Origin of the sequence: Aliiroseovarius pelagivivens, assembly GCF_900302485.1 — a bacterium.
GTDB classification, from domain to species: Bacteria; Pseudomonadota; Alphaproteobacteria; order Rhodobacterales; family Rhodobacteraceae; genus Aliiroseovarius; species Aliiroseovarius pelagivivens.
This window is the reverse complement of sequence record NZ_OMOI01000002.1, coordinates 656,098-678,036: the sequence shown is the minus strand read 5'-3', so window position 1 is coordinate 678,036 and position 21,939 is coordinate 656,098. Positions and strand designations below refer to the sequence as shown.

Below are 21,939 nucleotides of genomic sequence, written 5' to 3'. Positions count from 1 at the left end.
GTTGGTCAATTCCATGCCAGCCGTGCGGCGAGTGCTCCGAAGATCACGGCGGACAGTTTGTTCATTGTTTGAGTTGATTTGCGGACTTTGTCGGCGGCCAGACCGGCGAAGATGCCGATCAGCCCGTCGGCAATGAAGCCGCCAATAGCGAAGATGATCCCAAGGATCAGGATCTGCTGCCATTCCGGGCCGATCGCGGGATCCACGAATTGCGGCAGGAAGGCGAGGATAAACAGGATCACCTTGGGGTTCAGAAGGTTGGTCACAAGACCACGGCGAAACGCGCGCCACAGATCGGCCCGGCCCTTGCGGGTATCCGGGGCGCTGCTTGAGCGCCAGCTGTGCCACGCAAGCCACGCCAGATAGGCAGCGCCTGCGTATCGGATCACATCCAGCGCGATGGGCGACGCGGCAATCAAAAGGGCCAGCCCGGCAGCGGCAAGGATGACCTGAAAGGCCACGCCAAGGATCACACCTGCGGTGGCGGCCAGACCCGATTTCGGCCCACCGGCTATGCCACTGGCAATGACAAACATCATGTCCGCGCCGGGGGTCAGATACAGCAGGATCGACGCCCCGATGAAGGTGGCGATGACCCATGGATCCATAAGAAAAAGCGTCTCTAACATAGCTTAATCCTTCTGCGGCAGGCCATCGGCGATGTCGTAGTAATCGCCTTTGTCCGCCATGAAGATGTGCTTTTCCAACGTCAGCCCCGTGGGGCCATCGACGGCACCCAGCGCGAAGCTGATCGTGTCTTCGTCATGGGCCTTCCAGAACAGGAATGACCCGCATGTCGGACACGACCCGCGCTTGGCTGCGTCACTGGCCGCGTACCACGACACTTCGCCTGTGATGGTCAAAGCCGTTTCCGGTACGAAGGCCGAGGACCAGATGCCGCCCGATTGCTTGCGGCACTGGCTGCAATGGCACATCGAGACGCCTTCGGGCGTTGCGTCAGTTGAAAATGTGATGGCCCCACATAGGCAGCTTCCCTTGATCATGGCGGCCTCGTTAATAGACCGGCGGAGCGATCACCCAGATCGCAACGGCAGGTTCGTCATAGGGATTGGCCCAGTCATAGGTCTCGTGCTTGATGCGGAAACTGTCGCCGGTTTGAACGGTGAAACTGCGCCCGCCAATGGTCAGGTCCAGCTTGCCCGAGACCATGTATCCGACCTCTTGCGTGGGACGGCTGGCTGGGGTTTGCATCTTGGAATGCGGTTCGAAGGTGGAATGCACCATCTCGAAATCATCGGTCAGGTCGGGCGACAGCAACTCCTCTCGCAACCCTTCGTGGCTTGCACCCATTGGGCGGCGATTTCCGGCCCGCACGATCCGCCCCTGCTCGCCCGCAGGCGAGGACTTGTGTGCGAAGAGAAGCGACATAGGAACGCCCAGCGCTTCGGAAATCGCACGCAGATCGGAAATCGAGGGTTCGGACTTGTCGCGTTCAACTTGGCTAAGCCACCCAATGGAACGGCCCAACGCATCGGCCAGATCCGAGATCGTCATGCCGCGCGATTTGCGCAAGGCCCGCAGGTCAGCCCCAAGACTTGTCCGGTGCAGGTGCTGTGGATCGCTGTGTAGCATGTGACCTCCGCATGAATGTTATCGTGAAATTTTCACGCTTTTTTTCATGCTGGGGCAGAAAGGTGATTCGTGGCAAGCCTGAATGCGACGGAAAATTGTCGTGTTCAGGCTGCGAAATCGGTCAGAAAAACAGAGATTCGACCGGGAACAAGCCTAGCGTGCAAAGGTATCCGACAGGATTTTCGCAAGCGCGTCAGCGTCATTCTGCGTGAACGCAGCGGGCTGATCGCTGTCGATATCCAGCACCGCGATCAGCGCGCCATCGGCATTCCAGACCGGCAACACAACTTCAGAGCGGGTCGAAGATGCGCAGGCGATGTGGCCGGGGAAAGCGTCAACATCATCGACCAACTGCACCTCACCGGTGCGGGCAGCAGCACCGCACACACCGCGCGAGAACGGGATTTGCAAACACCCATGTCCGCCTTGATACGGCCCGATCTTCAGCAGCTCGGGTTCCGTCACGCGATAGAAACCGGTCCAGTCGAACCGATCATCGGCGTGATGCAGTTCACAGGCGACAGTAGCCATCAGGGCGACCTCATCCGTTTCCCCTTCGGTCAACGAGGCAATGATCTGGGCGGTTTCGGCGTAGTTGATCTTCATGTGTTTTCCAAATGAAAAGGGCGCGGAAACCCGCGCCCCTAATCTTGCAGGTCGATGTGACCTTACACGCGTTCGATCGCGATGGCAGTACCTTCGCCACCGCCGATGCAGATCGCGGCCACACCACGTTTCAGACCACGCTTTTCCAGCGCGTTCAAGAGCGTGACCATGATGCGCGTGCCCGAGGCACCGATCGGGTGGCCCAGCGCACAGGCGCCGCCATTTACGTTCACAATGTCGCGCGACAGGCCCATTTCATGCATGAAGGCCATGGGGACGACAGCGAAAGCCTCGTTCACTTCCCACAGATCCACGTCATCTTTGGACCAGCCCAGACGATCCAACAGTTTTTGCGCTGCCGGAACGGGGGCCGTGGTGAACAGGTTAGGTTCCTGCGCGTGGCTGGCGTGACCCATGATACGTGCACGGATTTTCAGGCCAGCAGCGTTGGCCGCGTCTTCCGAAGCCACAACCAAGGCCGCCGCACCGTCCGAAATGGACGAGCTGTTGGCGGGCGTCACCGTACCATCCTTGCGGAAGGCCGGCTTCAGGGTCGGGATCTTGTCGGGGCGTGCGTTGCCGGGCTGCTCATCCTCGCCGACGACCACATCGCCCTTGCGGGTCTTGATGGTGACGGCGGCGATTTCGCCCTCGAACGCGCCGGTCTTCTGGGCTTCCAGCGAGTTCGCCAGCGACTTCAGCGCGTATTCGTCCTGCGCTTCGCGGGTGAACTGGAAACTCTCGGCGCAATCCTCGGCAAAGGTGCCCATCAGGCGCCCCTTGTCGTAGGCATCTTCCAGACCATCCAGGAACATGTGGTCTACGACCGCGCCATGACCGATCCGTGCACCGCCGCGCATTTTCGGCAGGATGTAGGGGGACTCGGTCATGCTCTCCATGCCGCCGGCGACCATGATGTCGGTGCCGCCCAGCGCCACCTGATCATAGGCGATCATCGCGGTCTTCATGCCCGAGCCACACATCTTGTTCAGCGTGGTCGCTGGAACCTCTTTGCCCAGACCGCCAGCAAAACCTGCCTGACGAGCGGGGGCTTGGCCCTGACCAGCAGGCAAAACGCAGCCCATCAGCAGCTCTTCGATTTGGCTGGCCTCTGCGCCCGCGTCTTCCAACGCGGCCTTGATCGCTGCGCCGCCCAGCTCGGAAGCCGTCACACCCGAGAATGCGCCCTGAAATCCGCCCATTGGGGTGCGCGCTGCCCCTGCGATAACCACGTTTTTCATCATAGCCTCCAACCAATGCTTTTCCTGTACTCGCTTACCGAATGGTAAGGATCGCCGTCTAGACTGTAGTTCTACTAACCGCGTGGAAGGAGCGACCCCGTGCAACTAACCTATCAAGACGGACCCGAGGCCCGAGTGATCACCGTAGACAACAGTCGAATCGACGCCGCCATCGCCATCAAGTTCAAAGATCAGATGCGCGATATGACGTCGGATGGCCCGCAGCGTGTTGTCGTGGACATGGCGAAAGTCGACTTCATCGATTCAAGCGGTCTTGGCGCGATTGTCGCCGCCATGAAACAAGTGCCTGACGGGCGCAGTTTCGAACTGGCTGCCCTGTCCAAAACCGTCGGAAAAGTCTTTACTCTGACCCGTATGGACACGGTGTTTACCATCCATGACAACGTGGCCACGGCCCTTGATGACGGTCTTGCCAACGCAAGCTGACAAGACCATCCTTACAGGAGTGCACAGAATTTGCATAACGCGGCGAAGCCACGCTCAGGTCAGAAACTCAACCTGAAATTTCCAAGCGACAACTTGTCTGTGCGACAGGTCTTGGAACAGGTGCTTGCCGTGGCCCTGTCAGAAGATGAAAAATCGGTGGTCGAAATTGTTCTGGCTGAGGTTCTGAACAACATTGTTGAACATGCCTATCAGGAAGATCCTTCAGGCCGCATCGAATTGTCTGTCGAACCCTCGGAAATGGGGTTCCGCGTCTTGGTGCAGGACGATGGACGGCCTCTACCAAAGGGACTACCCAGTAAGCCGGTCGAACATGATCTGAGTTGCGACAGCAGCGACCTTCCAGAAGGGGGATTCGGCTGGCTTTTGGTGCGCGAGCTGACCGAGGAATTACACTATGAACGGCGCGATGGACGGAACGTCCTGTCGTTCTGGATCCCCAATCCCGAGGCAAAAAAACCTGAGATTGCCCCCGTGCGCCATGGTGTCCAAAAACAACGAGAGAACTAATTGTGCCGGTCAACTGCATTTCGAAACGCGAATGAGCGCTCAGTTCAGCTGAACCTGCAGCGGGTACTGTCCATCTTCGAAATCCCCAAAAAGATCATGCAAATCAGGGTGTTCGATCGGTTCGCCAGATTGGTCTTCGACCAGGTTCTGTTCGGAAACATACGCCACATAGTAGCTTTGATCATTCTCGGCCAGCAGGTGATAGAACGGCTGATCCTTGGATGGGCGACTGTCTTCCGGAATGGCGTCGTACCATTCATCAGTGTTGGAAAAAATCGCGTCCACGTCGAATACCACCCCCCGGAAGGGATGCTTCCGATGGCGTACAACTTGACCCAGATGATATTTTGCGTGTGTCTTCAACATTTATCCAACTCTGTCCCATGACTACCGCCGAACACATCGCAATGTCCATGCGGTGCCACCGGAATTTTTGGAAACAGTTTGGGCAGCTTCTATCTGGAACCTCTGCTTTCACACAATCAGCAAAGATATGCCGCGGGCGCGAAAAAGGCTGATGTTCTGATTCCCACAAGCCGGAAAATCCGCTAGAATAAATAAAAAACATACGAGCAGTAGGCAGATGAAAAAACTCATACTCGCGACCATGGTCGTTGCGTTCGTGGCATCATGTGGCGGCAAGTCCAAGGCGCCGCGAAATCTCGATAATGCATGCAGCATCGTTCGGCAGCAGCCGAAAATCCTGAGCGCCATGAAAAAGACCGAGCGGAAATGGAATGTCCCCGTTCACGTCCAGATGGCGATCATCCATCAGGAATCCAAATTCGTGCAGGATGCACGCACCCCGATGAAATACGTGCTGGGCGTTCTTCCGATGGGGCGTCAAAGTTCGGCTTATGGGTATGCGCAGGCACTGGATGGAACGTGGGAAGAATACCAGAAGTCCGAGGGCAGCCGACGGTCGAAACGCACGAACATCCGGCACGCAACGGATTTCATGGGCTGGTACATGAATCAAACGAACGAGGTCACCGGCATCCCGCTGCATGACGCACGCAACCAATACCTAGCTTATCACGAGGGCCGGACTGGCTATCTCCGCGGCAGCTACAAATCCAAATCCTGGCTGATCCGCGTGGCAGATCAGGTGGGGTCGCGCTCGGCGATGTACCAGCACCAGTTGGCAAGCTGTCGGTAAGACCTATTCTGACCCGGTAAAGACCGGGTCAGGTCAACCGTCGGGGAAGGCTTTAGTCGCGCGCGCCCCGCTTATTGATCGCGGCAGTGATCGAAAACAGCGATGATCCAAGCGGCACGCCTTTCTCAAACTCACCCAAAAGAACTGTCGTTTTCGACCCAGCATTGTCCGTGATGATCCACTGGCGAAGCTCTGTCGGGTTTGCAGTGAACTTCAGCTCGATCGTCCCGACTTCGGGATTTTCGGGGTCCTGCGCAACGACCGTGGTCGCCGTCCCATCATAATTGTGACCCACCACCATATTTGCCTGACTCAGATTCACGTCGCGTGCCAGAATCAGGTTCAACGGCGTGCGTTTCAGTGGGTATTGCTGCGGGCCCGCGTTGGATTTTCCATCAAAGATCGCAACCTGAGATCCCCCGGCCACAACCAAGGCATCCATCGGCGGGTTGTATTCAAACCGCGCCCGTCCCGGACGTTTCAGATAGATCGTCCCGGTCGAAATCGTGCCGTCATCATTGATCTGGGTGAACTGCGATTTGGCCGTGGTCAGACCATTCAAATAGTTGGAAATCGCGTTCAGGCTGATCTTTTCGGCCTGAGCCGGAAGCGCCGTGGCCATCAAGGCCAGTGCGGCGAAAGTCATACGCAAGGGGGTCATCTATCTTACCTTTACTGCTCGGGCGTACTCTATCCCGTTTGATATGGGAAATTTAAGCCCGAACAGTAGGTGATAGGCGATAACGCGCCTTTCAAGGGTCGCGGTTATTCCGCGACAGCGGCGGTCACGATCACTTCGACCTTGTGGCCGGGGGTGGCCAGATCGGCCGAGCCGGTCGCGCGGGCAGGCGCATGGCCTTTAGGAACCCAAGCGTCCCAGACCTCGTTCATCTCGGCGAAGTCCTTCATGTCAGCCATCCAAATGATCGCTTGCAGCATGTGCTTGGTGGACGATCCGGCCTCTTCCAAAAGCTTTTCGATCTGCTCCAGACATTCGCGGGTTTGTTCGGCCACGCTGTTGCCGGGGGTGCCGACCTGACCGGCCAGATAGACGACACTTTTGTGGGTGACGCTCTGGCTCATACGGTCGTTCGTGTGACGTCGTTGAATCATGGGTTTGCCTCAGTTTTATTGTCGTTGAAGGAACACGTCGCCCCGCAAGGGACGACGCAGACCGGATCGTTGTCCGGATTTGGTTTACTGCTGTTCGGGGATCAGAATATCGCGTTTACCGACATGATTTGATGCGGAAACGAGACCTTCGTCCTCCATCTGCTCGACCAGACGCGCAGCTTTGTTATAGCCGATGCCCAGTTTGCGCTGGATGTAGGAAGTTGAGCATTTGCGATCCTTGATCACAATTCCAACCGCCTGATCATAAAGCGCATCTTCGCCATTGGTGTTGCCACCCGTGTTCAGCCCTAGAACCGCGTCGATGTTGTCGGCCTTGTCTTCTGCCGGGCCATCCGACACGCCGCCCACATATTCGGGCGGGCCGAAGCTTTTCAGATAGGTGACGACTTCTTCGACTTCCTCGTCGGACACAAACGGCCCGTGGACACGGGTGATTTTCGACCCACCTGCCATGTAGAGCATGTCGCCCATGCCCAGAAGCTGCTCGGCCCCCTGTTCACCCAGAATGGTACGGCTGTCGACTTTTGACGTCACTTGGAACGAAATCCGGGTCGGGAAGTTGGCCTTGATCGTGCCGGTAATCACGTCGACCGACGGGCGCTGCGTGGCCATGATGATGTGAATGCCCGAGGCACGCGCCATCTGCGCCAAACGCTGAATGCAGGCCTCGATTTCCTTGCCGGCGACCATCATCAGGTCAGCCATTTCATCGACGACAACGACGATGAAGGGCAGTTTCACGGGCGCGAATTCCTCGGTCTCGAAGATCGGTTCGCCGGTGTCATCATCGAAACCGGTCTGAACGGTGCGTTCGAACATCTCGCCTTTGGCCAGCGTGTCGGCGACGCGGCTGTTATAGCCTTCGATGTTACGCACGCCCATTTTGGACATCTTGCGATAACGCTCTTCCATTTCGCCCACGACCCATTTCAAGGCGACAACCGCCTTTTTCGGGTCGGTCACAACGGGCGACAACAGGTGCGGAATGCCGTCATAGACAGACAGTTCCAGCATCTTCGGATCGATCATGATCATCCGGCATTCTTCCGGCGTCAGCTTATAGAGCAACGACATGATCATTGTGTTGATGGCCACGGATTTACCGGACCCGGTTGTCCCTGCGATCAAAAGGTGGGGCATCTTGGCAAGGTTTGCCACGACAGGCTCGCCACCAATATCCTTGCCCAGCGCCAGCGGCAGGCGCTGGTTACCGTCGCCAAAGTCGCGGGTCGACAGGATCTCGCGGAAGGACACCATCTCGCGGCGTTCGTTGGGCAATTCGATCCCGATGACCGAACGACCCGGCACGGTCGAGACACGGGCCGACAATGCCGACATCGAGCGCGCGATATCATCAGCCAGACCGATCACGCGGCTGGCTTTTAGGCCGGGGGCGGGTTCCAGCTCGTACATGGTGACGACGGGGCCGGGGCGAACGGATACGATTTCGCCCTTCACGCCATAATCATCCAGAACGGTTTCCAGCATCCGCGCATTTTCTTCCAACGCTTCATCCGACAGAACATGACGCTCGATCGTCGTGGGATTGGCCAACAGGCTCAGCGGCGGAAGCTCGTACCCCGGATGGGAATCGTCGAATTTCAGCGCGGGCTGCGCCTCGGCCTTTGCACGGGTCGAGGGCTGGGCCGATTTCTTCGGCGGATGCTGTACGACCTTCTTGGCAGGCTGAGTAAAGCCCGAATGCTGCGGCGTATACACGCGTGCCTCGGGTTCGGCGGACGGGGCCATCAAATCTTCGACGATCATGTCATCGTCTTCTGCAAGCTCGTCTTCCAACGGGGCCGCCGCATAGGCGTCGACCATAGGCGCTTCGACCATCGGTGCCGCATAAGGATCCGCGTAAGGATCTTCCATGGGCACATCCATGTCGGGCTCGGCAGGCATCGAGGTGTTCAGGATCATCGGATCCGGGCTGCGGCGGTGACGCGATACGGCGCGCTCCAACGGAGGCTCGGCGCGCATTGGGTTGGCAATGGGCATCTCACGCGAACGGTTTTTCAGAGCCGACGCAATCTTGGCCCGAATGCGATCCTCGCCACCCAGTTCATCCGGGATATCCCCTTCGAACACAGCGGGTTCCACCAGTTCCGGCTCGGGCTCGACGTTGCGGCGCATCAGCGATGCCAGCAGGCCCTGCTTTTGCGGCGCGGGGGCGGGTTCTTCGTGAATAACGGCTTCAGGCGCACCATGCATCGGAGGTTCCGGGCGCAGCACACGCGCAGTACGCAAAGGCGGCGGAGACGAGAACTCTTCCTCGAGAAGCTCTTGATACTCGTCCTGCGCATGCTGCTGTTCTTTGCGGGCGGTATGACGGGCCTGCATGTGGCGGGCGGTGGCGGCGGCGCCGGTGGCCGCGCCTTTCGCGCCCTTACCCATCAGGGAAACAATGCCAGCATAGGTCATGACCACGCTGACGGCCAAGAAATGGCCGATGCGCTTCAATTCGGGCTTATCCAGACCAAGGACGAACAATGTGGCAAGCAGGGCGGCAACGGCGGTAACGACCGACATCGCCTTCAGCCCAGCGCCAGCGCTAATCGGAAGGGCCGACAACATCGCACCCAGCACGGTGTCACCAAACAATCCGCCCAGTCCAAACGAATGGGTCCAGCCAGCGCCCGGCACCAAGGTCGATGCATAGACCGAGCACAGCGCCACGGCGATCGGGGCAAAAATCAGACGCCCAACAGCGCGTTCTTCACCGATATGGAACGTCATGCGAAGGCCCCAGACCACAAGGATCAGCGGCAGCGCCCAAGAACCCAGGCCCGCGATGACCGACAAGGGCGACGCGATAAAGGCACCAAATCGACCCAAAGCATTCTGCGCGGGCGTATCGGTGGCCGACATCCAGCCGGGATCTTCAGGCGAATAGCTTCCAAGGATCAACGCAATCACGATGCCAAGGGCAATCAGACCGATGCCCAAAAGCTCTTTCCCGCGTCGTTCCAACACCGCTTGCGTGGTGCTGTCAAAGATCGGATCTCGTTGTTTCGCCTGATACGCCATACCACCTCGTCCTTACTTATACAGACCGTCGCGGATCTGAATCAGACCTCGCGTCATGTCTTCTTTCGGGGCCACCATTGCGACCCGGATGAACCCCTTGCCGGGGTTTTCTTCATTCACATCCCGCGACAGATACGCGCCGGGCAGAACCCGCACGCCAGTCTCGGTCCACATTTTCATCGCCGCAGCTTCGCCATCTTCAACGGGCAGCCACAGGAAAAAGCCGGCTTCTGGGGGCCTGTACCCCGGAACGTCCGCGAAAATTTCATCCGCAATGGCGTACTTCTCTTGGTACAGCCGGCGGTTTTCGATCACATGCTCTTCGTCGGTCCAGGCCCGTTCTGCGACGCGCTGCAAAGGCAAGGGCAGCGGCGCACCGGCATAGGCACGCAGCTGGCGCACCCGCTTGATGCTTTCCGGCCCTCCGGCCACAAAGCCCGAGCGCAAGCCGGGAAGGTTTGACCGTTTCGACAGCGAATGGAAGATCGTCACGCGTTCCGGGTCAGCGCCGCCTTCGCGGGCAACCTCAAGCGCGCCGGGGGGCGGCGCGTCACGGTAAATCTCGGAATAACACTCGTCCGCAAAAATCTTGAAATCATACTTCTCGGCCAGCGCAATCAGGTTCGCCCAGTAGTCGCGGTCTGCCACGGCGCCCTGCGGGTTGGTCGGCGAGCAGATAAAGGCCACTTCGGTCCGGTTCAGGATCTCGGGCGGCAGTTTCGAATAGTCCGGCAGAAAGTTGTTGTCGGGGATCGCGGGCAGGAACACGGGTTCTGCGCCCACGGTCACGGCGGCAACCGCATAGACCTGATAGAACGGGTTCGGGATCAGAACGACGGGCTTTTCGCCGCGCGACGTCTGTTCCGGGCAAAGGGCAATCAACGCGTTGAACAGACCTTCGCGAGTTCCGTTCAGCGCCATGATTTGATCGTTGGGGACATCCACGCCATAGCGCCGATTCAGCCAGCCAGAGATCGCATCCAACAGCTCGGGCGCACCATCATTCGGCGGATATTTTGCAAATCCATCAACGGCTTGGGCCAACACTTCAGGCACCCAGCTTGGAAAGGGATGCTTGGGTTCGCCAATGGTCATATGCATGACTTCTCCGCCCGGCGCATGAGCGTCGAGAAGGGTCCGCAATCGCGGGAATGCATACTCGGGCAAGCCGGAATACCGCTCGGGAAACGTCATTTGAAACGTCTTTATACTGCCTCAGTTTTCGGGGTCATGTCGCCCCGTTACGGTCGACGATAGCCTGCAAATCCCGGCTGGTCCAGAATTTCACCGTAAAATTCGACGCTTGGAGGATGCAGTTGTGGCTTTTAGGACAACACTGCCTCGCAGGCCGCGCCAAGGCGCAGCAGGCGTTCTTCACCCATCGGCGCACCCAAAAGCATGATCCCGGTCGACGGCAGCCCGGTCGGCAGGCTGAGACCGCATAGTCCCAGCAGGTTTCCGATCCGCGTATTACGCAGCGCCCAAAGGTTTTCTTCGACGTAATAGTCATGGTCCGACATCAGGCGAGCCACATTGGGCGGCATGATGGCCGAGGTCGGAAGGACCACGGCATCGTACCCGGCGACCTCGGACAGGAATTCGGTGCGAATGTCGTCCAATCGCTGCCACGCCGCCACAAAATCGGCCCCCGAGAAGGATGCCCCCGCCATGAACCGCTCGCGAATTTCAGCGAACATCAGGTCTGGCTGGGCCTCGATCTCTTCGCGCCACATGGCGTAGGCTTCGGTGGTAAACAGAACGCCCGACATGGCCAAAGCCTCGTCCACAATGGGAAGGTGCAAACGTTCGACCAACGCACCACCATCCATCAGGCGGCCCAGCGCGCTGTCGAACCCGGCCAGCGGTTCGTCCCGGCAGCCCTCGAACCCGTTTTCCAGCACCAAAAGACGTGTGCCTTTCAGGGAAGCGCCGCGCAGATCGGCAGGTGTTCCGCCTTCTAACGTGGCCAACATCAGGGCGGCGTCTTCGACCGTACGGCACAGGGGCCCAACCGTGTCAAAGCTAGCCACCAAGGGCACCACGCCCTTCAACGACACCCGACCCGAGGTCGTTTTCAATCCCACCAGATCATTCCAAGCCGACGGGATCCGCACCGATCCGCCCGTGTCCGACCCGATCCCGCAGGGGGCCAACCCGAAGGCCACCGAGGTCGCCGCCCCAGACGAGCTGCCGCCCGACACGGCGTCATGATCATTCACACAGGGGCTGGTCGCGGTGACCGGATTCAGGCCAAGGCCCGAGAAGGCAAGCTCGCTCATATGTGTCTTGCCCAGACAGATCATCCCGGCGGCGGTGGCGTTGCGCAGAACCTCGGCGTCTTCATTGGGCACGCGGTCTTTTAACAAGGCCGAGCCGGATTCGGTCGCAGTACCAGCAGTGTCGAACAGGTCTTTCCAGCTGATCGGCACACCGTCCAGCGGACCAAGGCGATGCCCGGATTGCGCACGCTCCGACGCGGCGCGGGCCTCGGACATGGCGCGGTCCTCGGTCAGGCGGGCATAGATGCGGTCGCCAAACGGATGAGCTTTGATGGCGTCCAGATAGGTGCGCGCCAGGTCCACCGGGTCAATCTGACCCTTGGCAATACCCCGGCCAAGATCTGCCATGCTCATGTTCAGCCATGCGTTGCTCATCCCTGCCTCCTATTTTCGTTGTTCGATGGACGGTAACGACAGGACGACGCATGGACAATCCCAAACAGCGGGGGCAGAAAGAGGGTATGAAACATGATGCCGATATCCTGATCGTTGGCGGAGGTCTGAACGGCCCTGCCCTTGCGCTGGCTCTTGGAGACACCGGGTTCAAGGTGACCATGATTGACGCGTTGCCGAAGGGCGCGCGGGGGGGCGATGACTTTGACGGGCGCGGTTATGCGTTGGCGTTGGCGTCGCAACGGTTGCTGGTTGCCCTTGGCGTTTGGCCCCAAGTCTCGGAACACGCGCAGCCGCTTCTGGACATCCGCATTTCCGACGGACGCCCCGGCGAAGGCCCCGGCCCGTTCGTGCTGGAGTTCGACCACGCCGAGATCGACGAAGGCCCGATGGGCTATATGGTCGAAGATCGCTTCCTGTCCCGCGCCTTCCTGGACGCAGTCGAGGCACACCCGAACATCACACTGATTGATCAGGATACGGTGGTGGATCAAACGATCGAGCCGGCCTCGGTCACGTTGAAACTAGCCTCGGGCAAAACTCTGACCGGACGCATGGTTGTTGGCTGCGATGGGCGTAGGACTGGCACGGGCGAACGCGCGGGCATCAAGCGGCATGGGCATGATTATGGTCAGACCTCGCTGGTTTGCGCGATTGATCACGAATTGCCGCATGAGGGCGTAGCGCACCAGTTCTTTATGCCTGCAGGCCCCTTGGCGATCCTGCCGCTGCCGGGCAACCAATGCTCGATCGTCTGGACCGAAACCCATGACGAGGCTGCCCGCATTCACGCGCTGGATGACGAAGGATATCTGGAGGAATTGCGCCCACGCTTTGGGTCGTTCCTTGGAGACATCAGCCTTGCAGGAAAACGGTTCACATATCCGCTGAACCTGACCGTGGCGAACAGCTTCATCGCGGATCGTCTGGCCTTGGTTGGGGATGCGGCACACGGGATGCACCCGATTGCCGGGCAAGGGTTGAACGCAGGTCTGAAAGACGTGGCAGCGCTGGCCGAAGTTCTGACACTGGCCCGCCGTCGGGGCGAAGACATCGGTCGTCTGGATGTTCTGGAGCGCTATCAACAATGGCGTCGCTGGGACATTTCGCAGATGGTCATGATGACCGAGGCAACCAACCGGCTGTTTTCAAACGACAATCCAATCCTGCGTGTCGCGCGTGACATCGGATTGGGCGCAGTGAACGCCATGCCCGGCCTGCGCCGCAACTTCATCCGCGAGGCCGCTGGCCTGACGGGGGATCTGCCGCGTCTTTTGCAGGGCCGCCAGATCTGATCGCCCATTGCTGATCCGCATCGCCTGCCCTACCGTGCGGTAAACGCCGGTGGAGGGGCAGCTATGAACATTCTTTTCATCATGTATGACCAGCTGCGGTTTGATTACCTCAGCTGCGCCGGTCACCCGACGCTGAAGACCCCCAATTTCGACCGCGTCGCGGCGCGTGGTGTGCGCTTTACCAATTGCTATGTGCAGTCCCCCATTTGTGGTGCCAGCCGGATGAGCACCTATACCGGGCGCTATGCCTCGTCCCACGGGGCGCAATGGAACGGCTTCCCGCTGCGCGTGGGTGAACACACGATGGGCGACCACCTGCGCGAAGCCGGGATGGGCTGCTGGCTTCTTGGCAAGACCCATATGAAGGTCGATGCCGAGGGTATGAAACGTCTTGGCATCGCGCCCGACAGCGTCATCGGTGCGCGTCAGGCCGAATGCGGCTTTGACGTCTGGGTCCGTGACGACGGTCTGTGGGCCGAGGGGCCAGACGGATTCTATGACGAAAAGCACTCGCCCTATAACGCGTATTTGAAGTCCAAAGGGTACGAGGCCGAAAATCCGTGGTCGGTGAATGCCAACGCGGGCGTTGAAGATGGCGAGATCGCCAGCGGCTGGATGTTCGACAACGCCGACAAGCCCGCCAATATCCGCGAAGAAGACAGCGAAACCGCGTGGCTGACCAGCGAAACCCTGCGCTTCATGGACCAAGCCAAGGGGCCGTGGTGCGCGCATGTCAGCTATATCAAACCGCATTGGCCCTACATCGTGCCTGCGCCCTATCACGACATGTTTGGGCCGGATGACGTGCCGCCCGCCGTGCGCTCGGACGAGGAACGCCAAGATGCGCAGCCCGTGTTTGACGCCTTCATGCACAACAAGATCGCCGCCGCCTTCCAGCAGGACGAGGTTCGTCGCAAAGTGATTCCCGCCTATATGGGCCTGATCAAGCAATGCGACGATCATCTGGGGCGCATTCTGGATCATCTGGACGCTACTGGGCAGGCAGATGACACGATGATCGTTCTGACCTCGGACCACGGGGATTATCTGGGCGATCACTGGCTGGGCGAGAAAGACTTGTTCCACGAACCCTCCGTGAAAGTGCCTCTGATCATTGCCGATCCGCGCTCGTCAGCAGATGCCACCCGGGGCACCACTTGCGATGCGCTGGTTGAAGCCATCGACCTGGCCCCCACCTTTGTCGAGGTCGCTGGCGGCACCGTCGCCGACCACATTCTTGAGGGTCACAGCCTGATGCCGTGGCTGCGCGGCGAAACGCCCGATTGGCGCCAGTTCGCGATCAGCGAATACGATTATTCTTCAACGCCCGTCTGCGACAAACTGGGTGTCAGTACGCGAGATGCGCGGCTGTTTATGGTCTTCGACGGACGCTACAAGCTGATGCACGCCGAAGGCGGCTTGCGCCCAATGTTGTTTGATCTGGACACCGACCCGGACGAGCTGAACGATCTGGCGCGTGGCAACGCCCATCAGGATCAGATCGCCCGCCTGTACGAGATGCTTGGCCAATGGGGCCGCCGGATGAGCCAGCGCGTCACCAAATCCGATGCCCAGATCGAAGCCGGGCGTGGCCGCTCGATGCGTCGTGGCATCCTGCCTTTCCTGAAAGACGGATCCGAAGTGGCGGACGAACTGACGCAGGCCTATCGCGGCCGCGCAGTGGACAATCACGTGCAGGACGACGAGGCGTGATCAGGGCGCATCTCGCTACATTTCCAGAACGACAAGACCTGCTGCTTGAGGCAGTCAGAAGCATCGCGCCGCAGGTTGATCGGCTCTTTGTCTGCTTGAACGAATTCACAGCGCCTCCGCCCGGGTTGGACGAGATCCCGAACCTGGAATACATGATCCCGGATGAGGATCTGAAGGACGCTGGCAAATTCGCGTTTCCGGTGGCTGAGGATGATATCGTTTTCACCATTGATGACGACATCATCTATCCGGACGACTATGTCGAACGTACGCTCGGCTTCACTGACCAGCTTGACCTAGAGAAAAATACGCTTGGGTATCAGGCGCACGCCTTCGTTTTCAAAAAACAGCAAGATAGCCTCGGCTGGCGGAACTTTGCGTTTGGTAAGAAATGCCCTCAGATTTTTAAGGTCGACCTGCTGGGCACCGGGACTGCGTGCTTTCTTGGGCAGAACTGCCCGACGCTGGCCGATATTCAACCCTGCGCCGGCTTTGTTGATCTGCGGTTTTCGCGCCATCAAACGAACACGGGCGTCACGATGTGGTCGCTACCGCGCGACGAGGGCTATTTGACGAACAACCTGCCTGACGGGCTTTGGGACTCCTCACTGTTCAACACCGTGAACCTGAAGAGACCCCCGAACATGAAGAACGAAGTGCGGCGGCTTCTGAATGAAAGAACCCCGCATTCCGGATTGAAGCTGGAAAAGGTTCTGAAAGAGCGTAACACCCCGCCCCTTTGATCCCATCCAGACATGAAAAAACCGGCCAGACGATACACATCTGGCCGGTTCTTCAAATCTTCATCTTAGTAAGCCATGCGGAAGTAGTCGGCTTCGTAGATGTTGGTCATCCCGGTGCCGCAGAAACCCATATTCGCGTTCGAGGTGGAATCAATCTCTCCTCCAGCGATCAGGGACGCACCCTCAATACCATTTGCATTCGCTGTGAAATCGATATCGCCCGCTGCGATAATTTGGCTGCCAAAGATGTGGAAATCCGAGGTGAACGACACACCGCCCATGGTCAACAACACGGCGCCACCACCATCCGCACAACTGTCATTCTTTCCGAGCGTCAAGCTTGAGCTCGAGTCCATGGACTTGGTATCGGTATGGGTGGTTGCGATGATCGAGTTTTCGATGTTCAGCGCCTGACCGAACTTCACCAAACAACTGGTTACAATAACCACATCAGTAATTGCCGACGGCTCGTCGATCGTCAGAACCCCGTTATTACCGCAACCAATAATATGAACACGATTAGCCTTCAGATCCGACATCAATAGCTTCTGGCCGTTGTTGAGGGAAAAGAATTCAACTGGTTTCAAGGGATCAATGTAATCCGGCAAGTATTCGGGATCACGATCTTTCAGACCCTGAATGATAAAGGGCAGCTTGGCCACAATGCGCATGCGATAGGCACCCTCGCGCAGCGCAGCTTGCAGACCCTCGTTTTGTTCCCACCCCGACCGGGGCAGATCAATGTCTCCAAGATTAGGCATGGACACGATGGTACCCGTTTCGAACGAGTTGCCATTGTTCAAAGAAACATGATCGTTTGAATGGATGCAGAACCCATTAGAATAGGCATTGTTCGATTGAACATCGACACGCTCATCTGCCACGAATCCTTCACGGAAACAGGTCGGACGGAAGGTGGTGAACACCGACTGGACTGACATGTCATAGTTAACAAAGCCCAGAACGCGCAGAACAAATGTCGAAACCGGGTTTGATTTTGAACTCAGTCGCGTCGAATAGACATGAACGGCCGATCTCGAGTTTGAATCGGGCGTGAACTTCTCGGTCGACGGGTCATACCTACCGAACGTAATATCCTTCGCCTCGATGACATCGCCATACGTCGCTTTCGGCATGCTTGCTTGAGCCAAAGCCAGTGCTTGGGTCTTCGCCGTGTTTGGATCGCTTTCAAAATCGCGGCGATACAGCGCTGCATGGGCCGTCAGGTCAGCGGACACCTGCAACTGCGTACGCGCGGTCATCAGGTTGTGCATGTCGATCGCCAGACCTCCGACCAGAACGATCGCAGCAAAAAGGAACAATCCGAAAATCGTGATTGCACCGTTTTCGTTTTTTCTGAAGTGCCGGATACGGCTAAGAAATAAAGAGGTATGGGTCATGGCGATCACCTTAATACTCAACGAAATGTTGCGACTGGGCAGAGACCGAGAAGCCAGTAAGGATATTGAATTTCCCGTTAAAAACCAGATCCGAGATCGGAACCGACGCAGTCGTGGTGATCACTCCGGTCGACGAATTGACTGTGGTCTTCACAGTGCCATTGCTGGCAAAGCCCGAGATGCGGTCTTTGACATAGGTCTGAGTGTTGGCCGCAGCTGCCTGCATGTCGTCTACGGGTCCGATACGCCCCACCGACAGTGCTCGGTTCGCGTCTTGTACAACGCGCATCATGATCGATTGTTTGTAGAACACGAAGGACGTGTTGATGATCAGGATGAAAATCATGAAAAGTGCGGGCAACCACAGAACCGTCTCTACGGTCGCAGTACCATCTTCATTCATCACTCTATTTTTGGACCAAATATTCATTTCACCTGCTCAAGATAAGAAAGCTCGACGCCCTTTAAACCTTAACGGGCAACTTAGCCCGCAAGAAGGAAAAAAGAGCCGGGAATGTGTGCAAAATGTGGCATTTCACCCAGCCACCTGTACTTTTGTATAGGTTACCGTGTCGTACCTGCCTTAATGGTTAAAATCGAGCGTTCACGCGCGCCACATTCAGGCCCATCTTCCTTAACGACTCGAATCATACCAAGTGGTTGATACGGGGTAGAAATTCCACTGTCAGGAGAAAATGGTGCCCAGAAGAGGCATCTAGCCCGAAATTATCGCTTTATTATCAAGGCCATACTGGACTGTTTTTTGTGAAATGTGAAGCGATAGTGAAGCGATCTTCTCGGAGCGTCCAAAATTTGTTTCGCAATCCCAGTGCAAGCTGCACCAACCCATACCACCCCTATAATTTGTCCCACTATACAACTGGCTCGTAGCTGGGCCTTCAATTCTCGCCATAGTTCAACAAATGGTCTGGAAATCGCGCTTCATACAGCGTATTTCGAATACCGCACCAAGCCGGACTGAAGCCGTGCATGGAATTTCGAAAAGATAAGTTTATGAAAAAGCTAAAATTTTCACAGAAAGAGCGCCTAGAGCGCTTGCGGAAAAAACGCAGGCGCAGTGACCTGAGGCGCAGAAATTATCTGTATTCCGGTGAGCGTTATCTGATCTCTATGCCCGAGGCATTCAATCTGTCGAGTGAGTGTGCCGATACGCTTGCCTGCATTCAGGAAATTAAAAAAATCGGCAACAATCCGGAAGGGCGACAATCGGTAATCCAGATTGATTTCAGCAAGACTAAATGGGCGTCTGCGGCTGCAATGCTAGTCTTGAACGCTGAAATTGACCGTATAATGTCTAGGCACCCTACCAAGGTTCGATTGATTGCATCCCGACTAGGGGATTGGGCTGCTCATGTTGTTATGCGCCTCGAACAACTGGGTTTCTTTGATCTAATCGGCATTGAGCTTGGCGTTCGCTGGCCTGACGAGTGGAGGCACGAGGAAGTAACAGTTCTCCCGATGATTGCCTGCAATAAACTAGACCCGGCAAGGGTACAAAGAATCCGAACGCGACTAGAGCAGGTTGCGAATGTACTGGAGCAAGGTCCAGAGCTATACGAAGCGATGATCGAAGCGACCGGAAACGCAGTTGACCACGCTTATCCAGAGGATGAAGGTTACAATTTCTCACCCTTGGACGGTAAACCGTGGTGGGCAACCGGTGTGTTCTCTGCTTCAAGGGCAGAGGTAAGTGTAGTTGTATTTGATCAAGGTGTAGGCATACCTGCGACGTTGAATCGGTGGCATCTTGCAGAGCGTGTCCGTTCGATTCTTGGGGTCAGCTCGATAATGTCATCATTGGTTAAGGATCATGCGCGTATGATTGCTGCCGCACTGGAGGTAAGCAGGACATCAAAAGGATCGGCTATGGGCAGAGGTCAGGGACTAACGGACGTGATCTCGCCAGTAGAGGGCTACGGCAAAGGAAGAGTACGTATATTGAGTGGCGCGGGAGGCATCATATATACTCCTAACCAGGAGGTGGAGTTATTTTCACTTCCTCGCCACATTGGCGGGACACTAATTGAATGGAGCCTGCCGGTGGAAATCCAGGCTGAGAGACAAGCGTCATGACCAAACAAATCAATGTCATCGAAGACTTTCATCCGTTCCCGGCAGGGCGCTATCTTGTCGACGGTGATGGAAACGGTACTAGATTTAGAGAGGACTTCCTCCTTCCACATCTGAAGGCGGGTGAGGAGGTCATTATCGACTTAGACGGTGCGCCCGGCTATCCATCATCGTTTTTAGAGGAGGCATTTGGTGGTCTTGTTCGGGCTTCAATGTCGCCAGACATGATTCGTGAACTCTTGAGGTTTCACGCCTCGAAAGGGTATCAAAGATATGTGACCCGCATCTGGGAATTTATCGACCAGGCCGCCGCAAACAAGGCTAAGGGCGGGCAAATAGCAGGATAGGCTGGAATCTAGTTGCTCTCATTTTTAGTTGATGCATTCGCTGCGGGGGTAGGCTTTATCCTCGCTAAACTGGGCACAGTTTGGTTTGACTCTCGCGTCTCTCACAGTTCCTTCATTGAGGAGGAGCGCACACAAGATGTTCATCGCATTGTTGCGCAGATTGATCGAGTTTCAGAGCTCGGGGGGCTGTACTGGCTTCGTGACGGTTCGGATGAAGACGAAGAACTTAAGGTGCAAATTGTGCCCGCAATGCACGACATCGGGAAGATGTGTAGTGACATGTTCGATGGCGATGCCGGGAAGGCTGTGGAAACTGAAGTAAACCGCTTGGATAGTGTTCTTACTGGAGGTGAGTTCGGAGGGCGCGAACGAAAAAAGGACGAAATCCGCGCTATTCAGATGAGAAGCCAGGCGCATGACCTTGCAAGAGTTGTACGCAACCAGAGGCGCAAACTGAAGCGTAAGTGGTTTTGATTCATCTCCCAGCCGCCGTGTAGCAATACTCAGTGATCGCCGCTCCTAAGTCGTGAATTATTGGGGTGTAGAACATACTCCGAGCGGCGCTCTGTCGCGCTCAACAGTTCAGGCTCTTTGGCCTTGTATTCATTACCGTCAAAAAAACAGAGAGCGGCATCTCTGCCGCCCTCGTGGGTTCGTTTTGGGGGTCACACTGTCGCTCTCTTGCCCCGCTCCCATTCCAGGAAGAACAAGAACGCCCCGAGCCTAAACACCAGGTAACCACAGTGGGCCATCACATCTTTTCGGGCATAGGCGATGGGTTCGCCAGGGAGGGGTTCGTCACGCTGGAGATCGAGGACAAGGCGTCCGATTTTCAGGGCGGGTTGGATAGGGTCTTTAAGCACGGTTTTTCTCCTTCTTCTTCAAGGGGAGAAGTGCTTCCACTTGTAGGAATAATCCTTTCCCTCCAAAGACTTAAGATGAAAGTGCGGCACGGGTCAACAGGTTTTCCGCGCTCTGATTGCCTATGCGAAACGCACCCTCCAACATCGCATACCCTCTGAGGTTCCTAGAAGTCCTCACAGAGCTCCCGTTCTTCCAGCATGTACTCTTCCCAGGCAGCGACCAACTGCGGCGAATACCGTTCAAACGCTGCTAGAGTGAACAAAGGAGCCTCGCGCAAGATCGAGCCAAACGTGCGAGAGAGCCTGTCAGCTAGCTCCTGGACTCCCGCATCCCAGCGTTCATCATCATCCCACCAATCTTTCACATCCTCACCGTCGATCCCTTTCAGGGCCGCTTCCGCGTCCTGCCAGGTCATCCCGTGGCAATCCTCTGTGGTCACCTTTCCGGACTTCAGCAGCTTCATGAAGGTTCGCCGCATCCTAGCGATGGTGTTGTCTGCGACCAATCCAAGGGCGATTAACTGCTTCTTGGAAGTGCTCCACCCTTCACCATCCCAGCTCAAACAAATCCGTTGCCAAGCTGCATTGCTGAGCTCCGTTTTGGTCAGAGGGGAGGACACTTTCTTGTTGAGTGTGATTGAGCGATCCAGTGCCTCAAGAGGTCCCCCGTGAAACACCTGACAGGGCACCTTGAAGCGCTTCGGCTGGGTTTTCTTATCCCGTGCGTATTGGCGGTATGCCTCAACCCGAAAGTGACCATCAATGACGATGAAATCGGGCCCACATTGCCAGATTACGATGGGGTCCAGCCTGTGGCCCGGTTCACGCTTGATCGCTTGCTTCAGGTTGTCCAGGTGCAGCTCGTGGCCCCACATATCCCCTGGTCCATCCTCTCGGTGCTGGAAGACCAGAGGCTCCACTGAGAGCGAGGATAACACGACGGTGCGGATGTTCTCAGCTCGTTGTCCCAGGCCCTCCTCATGCTGAAGGGAAAGGCGGTCAAACGCTTCCTTTCGGGTCTCCCCGCGCTCTACCCCCAATTGTTCAAAGAAGGACATTGCCATTCTCCTTGCTTGT

At 57.1% G+C, this 21,939-nt stretch carries 23 protein-coding genes; 9 read left to right on the top strand and 14 right to left on the bottom strand.

The features are described 5' to 3' along the window. Positions 1–5 precede the first annotated feature (5 nt). The 5 genes from ALP8811_RS15480 to ALP8811_RS15460 form a co-directional block, all read right to left on the bottom strand. Positions 6–629 (bottom strand): LysE family translocator, encoded by a 624-nt coding sequence (locus ALP8811_RS15480; RefSeq protein WP_108858153.1) that lies wholly within the window; start codon positions 627–629, stop codon positions 6–8. A gap of 3 nt (positions 630–632) precedes the next feature. Further along, the gene (locus ALP8811_RS15475) at positions 633–1,004 is read right to left on the bottom strand and encodes a GFA family protein (RefSeq protein WP_108858152.1); all 372 of its coding nucleotides are present in this window, start codon (positions 1,002–1,004) and stop codon (positions 633–635) included. A gap of 10 nt (positions 1,005–1,014) precedes the next feature. Further along, the gene (locus ALP8811_RS15470) at positions 1,015–1,593 is read right to left on the bottom strand and encodes a helix-turn-helix domain-containing protein (RefSeq protein ID WP_108858151.1); all 579 of its coding nucleotides are present in this window, start codon (positions 1,591–1,593) and stop codon (positions 1,015–1,017) included. Between the two features lie 153 nt (positions 1,594–1,746). Then, the gene (msrC, locus tag ALP8811_RS15465; RefSeq protein ID WP_108858150.1) at positions 1,747–2,199 is read right to left on the bottom strand and encodes a free L-methionine (R)-S-oxide reductase MsrC; all 453 of its coding nucleotides are present in this window, start codon (positions 2,197–2,199) and stop codon (positions 1,747–1,749) included. A 62-nt stretch (positions 2,200–2,261) separates the two neighbouring features. Beyond that, positions 2,262–3,440 carry a thiolase family protein gene (locus tag ALP8811_RS15460; protein ID WP_108858313.1) on the bottom strand — a complete coding sequence of 393 codons (1,179 nt, stop codon included), beginning with the start codon at positions 3,438–3,440 and terminating at the stop codon, positions 2,262–2,264. 99 nt (positions 3,441–3,539) lie between these two features. On the opposite strand from ALP8811_RS15460, the gene ALP8811_RS15455 reads away from it, so the two are divergent. Together ALP8811_RS15455 and ALP8811_RS15450 are read left to right on the top strand one after the other, a co-directional pair. After that, positions 3,540–3,887, top strand: coding sequence for an STAS domain-containing protein (locus ALP8811_RS15455; protein ID WP_108858149.1), 348 nt, complete (start codon positions 3,540–3,542; stop codon positions 3,885–3,887). 99 nt (positions 3,888–3,986) lie between these two features. After that, positions 3,987–4,415: an ATP-binding protein gene (locus tag ALP8811_RS15450; RefSeq protein ID WP_281260734.1), complete on the top strand. Its 429-nt coding sequence runs from the start codon at positions 3,987–3,989 to the stop codon at positions 4,413–4,415. Between the two features lie 39 nt (positions 4,416–4,454). Here ALP8811_RS15450 and hspQ read toward each other — a convergent pair whose 3' ends face one another. After that, positions 4,455–4,781, bottom strand: coding sequence for a heat shock protein HspQ (gene hspQ, locus ALP8811_RS15445; protein WP_108858147.1), 327 nt, complete (start codon positions 4,779–4,781; stop codon positions 4,455–4,457). Positions 4,782–4,998: 217 nt separating this feature from the next. Between hspQ and ALP8811_RS15440 the strand changes: the two genes are divergently transcribed. Continuing rightward, positions 4,999–5,574 carry a transglycosylase SLT domain-containing protein gene (locus tag ALP8811_RS15440; RefSeq protein WP_108858146.1) on the top strand — a complete coding sequence of 192 codons (576 nt, stop codon included), beginning with the start codon at positions 4,999–5,001 and terminating at the stop codon, positions 5,572–5,574. Positions 5,575–5,626: 52 nt separating this feature from the next. On the opposite strand, the gene ALP8811_RS15435 is transcribed toward ALP8811_RS15440, so the two are convergent. The 5 genes from ALP8811_RS15435 to ALP8811_RS15415 all read right to left on the bottom strand — a co-directional run bounded on the left by ALP8811_RS15435 (position 5,627) and on the right by ALP8811_RS15415 (position 12,392). Continuing rightward, entirely contained in the window at positions 5,627–6,235 is a 609-nt protein-coding gene (locus ALP8811_RS15435; protein ID WP_108858145.1) for a LolA family protein, read from the bottom strand. A 104-nt stretch (positions 6,236–6,339) separates the two neighbouring features. Further along, positions 6,340–6,687, bottom strand: coding sequence for a RidA family protein (locus tag ALP8811_RS15430; RefSeq protein ID WP_108858144.1), 348 nt, complete (start codon positions 6,685–6,687; stop codon positions 6,340–6,342). A gap of 84 nt (positions 6,688–6,771) precedes the next feature. Next, on the bottom strand, positions 6,772–9,738 hold the full coding sequence (locus ALP8811_RS15425; RefSeq protein WP_108858143.1) for a DNA translocase FtsK: 2,967 nt from the start codon (positions 9,736–9,738) through the stop codon (positions 6,772–6,774). A 12-nt stretch (positions 9,739–9,750) separates the two neighbouring features. Next, the gene (locus tag ALP8811_RS15420) at positions 9,751–10,932 is read right to left on the bottom strand and encodes an aminotransferase class I/II-fold pyridoxal phosphate-dependent enzyme (protein WP_108858142.1); all 1,182 of its coding nucleotides are present in this window, start codon (positions 10,930–10,932) and stop codon (positions 9,751–9,753) included. A 131-nt stretch (positions 10,933–11,063) separates the two neighbouring features. Continuing rightward, entirely contained in the window at positions 11,064–12,392 is a 1,329-nt protein-coding gene (locus ALP8811_RS15415; RefSeq protein ID WP_245924677.1) for an amidase, read from the bottom strand. Between the two features lie 86 nt (positions 12,393–12,478). Here ALP8811_RS15415 and ALP8811_RS15410 point away from each other — a divergent pair, with 86 nt between their 5' ends. The 3 genes from ALP8811_RS15410 (at position 12,479) to ALP8811_RS15400 (ending at position 16,161) form a co-directional block, all read left to right on the top strand. Continuing rightward, positions 12,479–13,705: an FAD-dependent monooxygenase gene (locus tag ALP8811_RS15410; protein WP_108858311.1), complete on the top strand. Its 1,227-nt coding sequence runs from the start codon at positions 12,479–12,481 to the stop codon at positions 13,703–13,705. Positions 13,706–13,768: 63 nt separating this feature from the next. Beyond that, a complete protein-coding gene (locus ALP8811_RS15405) occupies positions 13,769–15,418 on the top strand; it encodes a sulfatase-like hydrolase/transferase (RefSeq protein ID WP_108858141.1) in 1,650 nt (549 codons plus the stop codon). Positions 15,419–15,513: 95 nt separating this feature from the next. Next, positions 15,514–16,161 (top strand): hypothetical protein, encoded by a 648-nt coding sequence (locus ALP8811_RS15400; protein WP_146184038.1) that lies wholly within the window; start codon positions 15,514–15,516, stop codon positions 16,159–16,161. Positions 16,162–16,226: 65 nt separating this feature from the next. Here the strand turns inward: ALP8811_RS15400 and ALP8811_RS15395 are convergent, their stop codons facing one another. Further along, positions 16,227–17,561: a Tad domain-containing protein gene (locus ALP8811_RS15395; protein ID WP_108858139.1), complete on the bottom strand. Its 1,335-nt coding sequence runs from the start codon at positions 17,559–17,561 to the stop codon at positions 16,227–16,229. 10 nt (positions 17,562–17,571) lie between these two features. Next, complete coding sequence (locus ALP8811_RS15390) at positions 17,572–17,964, bottom strand: TadE/TadG family type IV pilus assembly protein (protein ID WP_181363785.1); 393 nt, start codon at positions 17,962–17,964, stop codon at positions 17,572–17,574. A 587-nt stretch (positions 17,965–18,551) separates the two neighbouring features. On the opposite strand from ALP8811_RS15390, the gene ALP8811_RS15385 reads away from it, so the two are divergent. Genes ALP8811_RS15385 through ALP8811_RS15375 form a run of 3 tightly spaced genes read left to right on the top strand, consistent with a single transcriptional unit; the run spans position 18,552 to position 20,473 of the window. Then, a complete protein-coding gene (locus ALP8811_RS15385) occupies positions 18,552–19,655 on the top strand; it encodes a hypothetical protein (RefSeq protein ID WP_108858137.1) in 1,104 nt (367 codons plus the stop codon). After that, positions 19,652–19,999, top strand: a complete 348-nt coding sequence (locus ALP8811_RS15380) for an STAS-like domain-containing protein (protein WP_108858136.1) — start codon at positions 19,652–19,654, stop codon at positions 19,997–19,999. The genes ALP8811_RS15385 and ALP8811_RS15380 overlap by 4 nt, the downstream gene beginning before the upstream one ends. 12 nt (positions 20,000–20,011) lie before the next feature. Further along, positions 20,012–20,473: a hypothetical protein gene (locus ALP8811_RS15375; RefSeq protein ID WP_108858135.1), complete on the top strand. Its 462-nt coding sequence runs from the start codon at positions 20,012–20,014 to the stop codon at positions 20,471–20,473. Positions 20,474–21,026: 553 nt separating this feature from the next. Here ALP8811_RS15375 and ALP8811_RS15365 read toward each other — a convergent pair. After that, on the bottom strand, positions 21,027–21,920 hold the full coding sequence (locus tag ALP8811_RS15365; protein ID WP_108858133.1) for a hypothetical protein: 894 nt from the start codon (positions 21,918–21,920) through the stop codon (positions 21,027–21,029). Positions 21,921–21,939 lie beyond the last annotated feature (19 nt).